The following is a 6,324-nucleotide window of genomic DNA, read 5'->3' on the forward strand; positions in this document are numbered from 1 at the left end:
CGCCCCGGACCGTGACGCCGCGGACCCCGCACGGGCAGCAACGTCCCCACACGGACCGGCCCCCCGCCGACGCACCGCCGGGCCGGACGGCGGGGGTGGCCGCCGACACCCCGCGCGGAAACCGACGCCCCCGCACAGGACCGACGCCCGCGGCCGGCACCGCGTACGCCGAATTCGGCGCGCAGCCACCCGCCACAGGCGGCACCGCACCCGCGGGCGCACCGCCGGCCAGGACCGCGGGTGCGGCCCAGGCCGACCCGCACGCAGGCCGACGTGTCCGTGCCGGGGCCGCGGGCGCCGTCGCACGCCGGGGTCGCGTCACCCGAAGAGCCGGCGCCATGTCTCCGGCCCCGGGTAGCCGTCCGCCGCGGCGCCGCGCCAGCCCTGGGCGCGTTGGAAGGACTCGACGGAGCGCCGGTCGGCCTCGGTCCATCGGGGGCCGGGGCCGGACGTGTAGGCCCTGCCGAAACCTTTCTGCACGAGCCGCCGGCCGAGCGCCTCGATCGCCGGATGGGACCGGCCGGGCCGGAACACCTGCGCCCCGGGGTAGGGGACGGCGGACGGCCTCCCGGCCGCGGAAGAGCCCGAGCCCGCACCCGACCCGGACGCCCCGGACGCCCCCGCCCGCGCCCGCTCGGCCGACGGGATGTCGCGCCCCGCCCCGGTGACGAGGAGCCGCCACGTCTCCGGCCCCGGCAGCCCGTCCGCGTCCGCGCCCGTCCACCCCTGCGCCCGCTGGAAGGCCCGCGTCGCCTCCCGGTCGGCGTCGCCCCACCGCGGCCCGGGGCCGACGGCGTAGAACCGCTTGCCGCCGCGCGCGCTCAGCATCTCCCCGAGCCGGGTGACGTGCGCGTTGACCGCGCCCGGCCCGAAGGCCGCCGCCCCGGGGTACGCGGCGGACGTGCCCGGCGCTCCGGCCGCCCCCTCCCCCACCCCCCGCAGCCGGTAGGGCACGTACCCCGCGGTGTTGCTCCAGTACGGGTACGGGGTCGTCTGCCGCCGGGTCCGCGGGCGGGTCTGCTCGTAGGCCGTGTACGCCGTGCGGCGGCTGTCGGTCCAGCCGCCGAAGAGGGTGGCGTGCGAACCGGACGTGGGGGAGCTCGGGTTGTGGAAGAGCAGGATGTCGCCGGGGCGCAGCTCGTCGCGCGTGATGCGCACCGCGTACCGGCCGAGCGTGCCGGTCGTCTCGCTGCCGGGCAGCCCCCACGCCATGGAGATGAAGCCGGAGCAGTCCTGCCGGTAGCCGTCCGTCCAGAACCGCCGCATGTCGTACGGCACCCCCGCCCGCAACCAGGTCTCGGCCCGCTGGACGATCTGCGCCCGCGTCAGGGACAGCGGAGCGGCGGCCGCCCGCCCGCCCACCGCCGCCGGCGCGGCCGCCGCCCGTCCGGCCGCCACCCCCGGCGGCCCCGCGGCACCCGCACCCTCACCCGCACCCGGCCCCGTCGACCCCGCCCGCGCGTCCGCCTCCCGCGCGTCCACCTCCGGCAGCGTCCCCTCCGCCCCCGCCACCACCCCCGGGGCGTCCGCCACCCGGACCGGAGCCCCCGCCGCCGCACCCAGCAGCGTCCCCGTGGCCGCCGCGACGATCAGCACCCGGCGGGCGTGGTGCCCGCAGGCCGCCTCCTCCCCCGCCGTCCGCCGCGCCCACCCGCACCCCGCACATCCGCAATCGCTCGCCGGATCGATGTCCTCGAAGAACAGCCCCTCTGTCTGCACAGTCGTCAGTTTCGCAATGCAAGGCTTTGTCCGCATTTCGACTGTTCGACCGGGAAACCGGCCGCCCCCGGCCCCGCACCCGGACGGCGGTACACCGCACCCCTCGGAATCCGGTAGAGTTACGCAGGTCAGCACGCGCCGCTAGCTCAGTTGGTTAGAGCAGCTGACTCTTAATCAGCGGGTCCGGGGTTCGAGTCCCTGGCGGCGCACCGACACGGAAGCCCCCCTCATGCCGCATGAGGGGGGTTTCTGGCTGACGAAGGGGGCGGCGTGGCGGAACACGGCGGGGGTGCGGCGACCGGATGCACACCCCTCGCACATCACACACCAGGACCGCACTCAAATCGCACCAATGAGCGGTAAACAGCTTGTTTCACCCTTGCGATCATGGTGGAGGTAGTAGAAACCTTGCCGGATGCCTGCCGGGGGTCCCGTCAGGAACGGATGTCGGGCCAGGCATCATGCAACCGGAAGGCCGTGCTCCCTCGTCCTTAGTCGGACACGACATCGGACGATTTCGGAACGGCGGCCGACCACTGACGCGTTCGCGACGGTCGAGGGGGATCGGTCCGCGGACCCATGGAACCAACGGACACGCAGCCAGCCTTGCGTGCGGGGGGATGAGAGATGACGTCGCCGACCGGCGCCCATGAGAACAACGATCCGGCGCGGACCACTCAGCTGCGGGTGCCCTCGCAGCTGCGCACCGGTGGAGCCGCCGGCCGCAAGCGCCCGAGGAAACAGGCGCTGCCCCGGTACGACTACGAGCACTACAGCCGGCTCGCCGGGCCGCTCACCCAGCCCGACCCCACCAAGCCGTACAAGGTGCAGTACCGCTCCCTGATCTCGCAGGAGCCGCACCGCGTGGGCGCGGCGATGCTGCTCTGCGCGGCCCCGCTGCTCTCCATAGCGCTGCTGGTCTGGCTGCTCCAGCCGGAGCACTGGACCGAGCGCGACTACCTGCAGTACGACTTCCTGCCCGTGCTCGACATGATCATGCTGGTCTCGATCGGCCTGATCGAGCTGTTCCGCTGCATGAACGTGGTCTCCAACGCGCACGCCACCCTGGTCGCCCGCGACCCGATCCCGGTCGTCCCGGAGTCCGGCACCCGCGTGGCGTTCCTCACGTCGTTCGTGCCCGGCAAGGAGCCGCTGTCGATGGTCACCAAGACCCTCGAGGCGGCCGTGAAGATCCGTCACCGCGGTCTGATGCACGTCTGGTTGCTCGACGAGGGCGACGACCCGGCGGTCAAGGAGGTGTGCGCCCGGCTCGGCGTCCACCACTTCTCCCGCAAGGGCATCGCGAAGTGGAACACCACCAAGGGCCCGCACCGCGCCAAGACCAAGCACGGGAACTACAACTCCTGGCTGGACGCGCACGGGAACGACTACGACTACTTCGCCTCCGTCGACACCGACCACATCCCGCTGCCCAACTACCTGGAGCGGATGCTCGGCTTCTTCCGCGACCCGGACGTGGGCTTCGTCATCGGCCCGCAGGTCTACGGCAACTACGACAACTTCATCACCAAGGCGGCGGAGTCCCAGCAGTTCCTCTTCCACGCGCTGATCCAGCGCGCGGGCAACCGCTACGGCGCCCCGATGTTCGTCGGCACCTCCAACGCGGTCCGGATCTCCGCCCTCAAGCAGATCGGCGGCCTGTACGACTCGATCACCGAGGACATGGCGACCGGCTTCGAGATCCACCGCCACAAGAACCCGGCGACGGGAAAGAAGTGGCGCAGCGTCTACACCCCGGACGTGCTGGCCGTCGGCGAGGGCCCGAGCGCGTGGACGGACTTCTTCACCCAGCAGCTCCGCTGGTCGCGCGGCACCTACGAGACGATCCTCAAGCAGTACTGGAAGGGCTGGTACTCGCTCCCGCCGGGCAAGCTCTTCAACTACACGATGATGATCATCTTCTACCCGATGTCGGCCCTCAACTGGATCCTCGCCGCGATCAGCTGCATGCTCTTCCTCGGCATGGGCGCCTCGGGTGTGAACATCGACCCGGCCATCTGGCTGATGCTCTACGGCAACGCCTCCGCGCTCCAGATCGGCCTCTACATCTGGAACCGCCGCCACAACGTCTCCCCGCACGAGCCCGAGGGCTCCGGCGGCGTCGACGGCATGGTGATGTCCGCGCTCTCCGCCCCCCTCTACGCGCGTGCCCTCACCGACGCCCTGCTGCGCCGCAAGAGCAAGTTCGTGGTGACCCCCAAGGGCGACTCCTCCAGCCCGGACACCCTCTTCGGGACCTTCCGCATCCACCTGTTCTTCATCGCCATCTTCATGGGGTCGGCGATCGCGTCGTTCTTCCTCGGGCACGACCACCCCGCGATGATCGTCTGGGCCTCGCTCGCGACTCTGATCACCGCCCTGCCGATCTGGATCTGGCGGCGCTCGGTCACGGCGGAGAAGAAGGCGCGCAAGGCGAACGGCGGCCGCCCGGTCGCCCCGGAGCCGGAGGAGGAGGAGCCGTACGAGGACGACTTCCCCGGCCGCGGCCCCGGTCAGGGGCCGAGCTGGGCCGGCCGCCCGGGCGCGCAGCAGAACGACCAGACCATGCAGATTTCCCTTGGGGGACGTAAGAAATGAGTTACCGTCCTAGCCGCCGCACGCGTCGCCTCGCGATAGCCGCGGCGGTGGTCGTCGCGCTGGCCGGCATGAACGGGCCGGCCATGTACCGCTTCGGGTCGGAGCAGTACCACGACTTCAAGATCAACCGCGCCGAGTACAAGGCGGAGAACGGCCACTGGGACCTCGTGGACATCCCCGAGGAGTACCGGCTGAACACGATCCACGCCGCACTGCTCCACACGGGCAAGGTGCTGCTCGTCGCCGGGTCCGGGAACAACCAGAAGAACTTCGACGCCAAGCGGTTCAAGACGACGCTGTGGGACCCGGAGAAGAACACCTTCAAGAAGATCGACACCCCGGCCGACCTGTTCTGCACCGGCCACACCCAGCTGGCCGACGGCAAGCTCCTGATCGCCGGCGGCACCAAGCGCTACGAGAAGCTGAAGGGCGACGTCACCAAGGCCGGCGGCCTGATGATCCTCCACAACGAGGACCCCGACGCCCCCAAGACGATCAAGCCCGGCACCGTCCTCACCGGCAAGAAGGGCGGCAAGTCCTACGTCGTCCAGGACGCGGTGAACATCGAGCGGGCCGAGAAGGTCTTCGACGACGAGACCGGCGCGTTCCTGCGCACCGAGCCCGGGATCGCCCGCGTCTACGTCGAGGCGCAGAAGGCGGGCAAGCGCTACGAGACCGGCGCCCAGGACCAGTACGTCGTCCAGGGACTCAAGGGCGAGGACGCGAAGAACGTCTACGGCATCGCCCAGAAGCTCGCCCTGGACAAGAAGGACTTCCAGGGCATCAGGGACGCCTTCGAGTTCGACCCGGTCGCGGAGGAGTACGTCCCCGTCGACCCGATGAACGAGGCCCGCTGGTACCCCTCGCTCACCACGCTCTCCGACGGCCGCATCCTGGCCCTGTCGGGCCTCGACGACATCGGCCAGGTCGTCCCCGGCAACCGCAACGAGGCGTACGACCCGAAGACGAAGAAGTGGGAGTACGTCCCGGAGGAGAAGCAGTTCCCGACGTACCCCGCCGTGTTCCTGATGAACGACGGCAGGCTGTTCTACTCCGGCGCCAACGCCGGGTACGGGCCGGCCGACGTCGGCCGCGACCCGGGCATCTGGGACTTCGAGAAGGACACGTTCACCAAGGTCCCCGGCCTCAGCGACCCGAAGCTGATGGAGACGGCCGGCACCGTGCTGCTGCCGCCCGCGCAGGACCAGAAGTACATGGTCGTCGGCGGCGGCGGCATCGGCGAGTCCGAGCAGTCGAGCAACAGGACCCGGATCGTCGACCTGAACGCCAAGAGCCCGGAGTTCACCGACGGCCCGTCGCTGGAGCGCGGCACCCGCTACCCGCAGTCCTCCGTCCTGCCCGACGACAGCGTGCTGATCACCGGCGGCTCGGAGGACTACCGCGGCCGCGGCGGCTCCAACATCCTCCAGGCGCGGATGTACGACGCCGAGGGCAACACGATGCGCCGGGTCGCGGACCCGCTGGTCGGCCGCAACTACCACTCCGGTTCGCTGCTGCTGCCCGACGGCCGGGTGGTCGTCTTCGGCTCCGACTCGCTCTACGAGGACGACGCCAACACCAAGCCGGGCACGTTCGACCAGCGCATCGAGATCTACACCCCGCCGTACCTGTACGGCGACACCAAGGCGCCGGCGCTCGACGACGGCCCGGAGACGATCGAGCGCGGCGGCACGGGCACGTTCACGACCCGCGACGCCGACGACGTCAAGACCGTCCGGATGATCCGGCCGAGCGTGTCGACGCACGTGACCGACCTCGACCAGCGCTCGATCGCGCTGGACTTCGAGAAGTCCGCGGACGGCATCGAGGTGTCGGTGCCGAAGAACAAGGACCTGGTCCACCCGGGCCGGTACATGGTCTTCGCCGTGACGGCCGACGGGACGCCGTCGAAGGCCCGCTGGGTCGAGGTCCCGTAGGGGGCGGCCCGACCGCCCCGCTCCCGCGGGCGACCGTACGGCGAAGGCCGCTCCCTCCTCGGAGGGGGCG

Annotated in this window: 3 protein-coding genes and 1 tRNA gene; 3 read left to right on the top strand and 1 reads right to left on the bottom strand. The window is 71.1% G+C overall.

Annotated features, from left to right (window positions below; genetic code table 11):
- Positions 1-318 precede the first annotated feature (318 nt).
- A complete protein-coding gene (locus tag ACFWEG_RS16305) occupies positions 319-1,719 on the bottom strand; it encodes a peptidoglycan-binding protein (protein WP_387215122.1) in 1,401 nt (466 codons plus the stop codon).
- Between the two features lie 135 nt (positions 1,720-1,854).
- On the opposite strand from ACFWEG_RS16305, the gene ACFWEG_RS16310 reads away from it, so the two are divergent.
- The 3 genes from ACFWEG_RS16310 to ACFWEG_RS16320 all read left to right on the top strand — a co-directional run bounded on the left by ACFWEG_RS16310 (position 1,855) and on the right by ACFWEG_RS16320 (position 6,254).
- Positions 1,855-1,928 (top strand) — tRNA-Lys (locus ACFWEG_RS16310).
- Between the two features lie 418 nt (positions 1,929-2,346).
- Entirely contained in the window at positions 2,347-4,317 is a 1,971-nt protein-coding gene (locus ACFWEG_RS16315; protein ID WP_387215125.1) for a glycosyltransferase family 2 protein, read from the top strand.
- The gene (locus tag ACFWEG_RS16320; RefSeq protein ID WP_387215128.1) at positions 4,314-6,254 is read left to right on the top strand and encodes a galactose oxidase-like domain-containing protein; all 1,941 of its coding nucleotides are present in this window, start codon (positions 4,314-4,316) and stop codon (positions 6,252-6,254) included. The genes ACFWEG_RS16315 and ACFWEG_RS16320 overlap by 4 nt, the downstream gene beginning before the upstream one ends.
- Positions 6,255-6,324 lie beyond the last annotated feature (70 nt).

Source organism: Streptomyces sp. NPDC060194 (genome assembly GCF_042728285.1).
Classification (GTDB): Bacteria; Actinomycetota; Actinomycetes; order Streptomycetales; family Streptomycetaceae; genus Streptomyces.